Here is a 1,113-nt window from a genome sequence, read left to right on the forward strand (position 1 = left end):
GGTGGTGAGCCACGACCGTCACTTCCTCGAGTCCGTTTGTACGCATACGGTGGACATCGACTACGGAAAGATTAACCTCTTTGCCGGTAACTATAGCTTCTGGTACGAGTCCAGCCAGCTGGCGCTCCGTCAGCAGCAGAACCAGAAGGCAAAGGCCGAGGAGAAGAAGAAAGAGCTGGAAGAGTTTATCCGCCGATTCAGTGCCAATGTGGCAAAGAGCAAGCAGACTACCAGCCGCAAGAAGATGTTGGAGAAACTGAATGTAGAAGAAATCAAGCCGTCATCACGTAAGTATCCGGGCATCATCTTTACGCCCGAACGCGAACCGGGTAATCAGATTCTGGAAGTTTCCGGTTTGACGAAAACGCTGGAAGATGGTACGGTGCTGTTCCGCGACGTCAACTTCAATGTAGAGAAGGGAGACAAGATTGTATTCCTTTCGCACGACCCGCGTGCCATGACCGCCCTGTTCGAGATTATCAACGAGAATATGAAACCGGATGCGGGTACCTTCAACTGGGGTGTGACTATCACTACCGCTTACCTGCCGCTGGACAATACTGCATTCTTTAATACAGACCTGAATCTGGTGGACTGGTTGAGCCAGTTCGGCGAAGGCAATGAAGTCTACATGAAGAGTTTTCTGGGACGTATGCTGTTCTCCGGTGAGGAGGTGCTGAAGAAAGCAAGCGTATTGTCGGGAGGTGAGAAGATGCGTTGCATGATTGCACGTATGCAGCTGCGCAATGCCAATTGCTTGATTCTGGATACACCTACCAATCACCTCGACTTGGAGTCTATCCAGGCATTCAACAATAATCTAAAGACCTATAAGGGCAATATCCTTTTCTCATCCCACGACCACGAGTTCATTCAGACGGTTGCCAACCGTATCATCGAATTGACTCCGAACGGTATTATCGACAAGATGATGGAGTATGACGAATACATCACTTCAGACCACATCAAGGAGTTGCGTGCACGTATGTACGCAACAAAGTGATAACGGAAGCTAAGGACTAAATAAGTATATTTTAAATCGTTCCATCATGAGGAAAAAATCGTTCCACCATGGTGGAACGATTTTTTTACCACGGTGGAACAATATTTCTG

Annotated in this window: 1 protein-coding gene; it reads left to right on the forward strand. The window is 48.0% G+C overall.

The features are described from left to right. On the forward strand, window positions 1-1,003 hold a 1,003-nt coding region (locus ABUA47_RS12885), incomplete at its 5' end, for an ABC-F family ATP-binding cassette domain-containing protein (protein WP_349831650.1). Window positions 1,004-1,113 lie beyond the last annotated feature (110 nt).

This window comes from Bacteroides sp. RTP31139st1_H2_RTP31139_211217 (assembly GCF_040227615.1).
Taxonomy (GTDB): Bacteria; Bacteroidota; Bacteroidia; order Bacteroidales; family Bacteroidaceae; genus Bacteroides; species Bacteroides uniformis.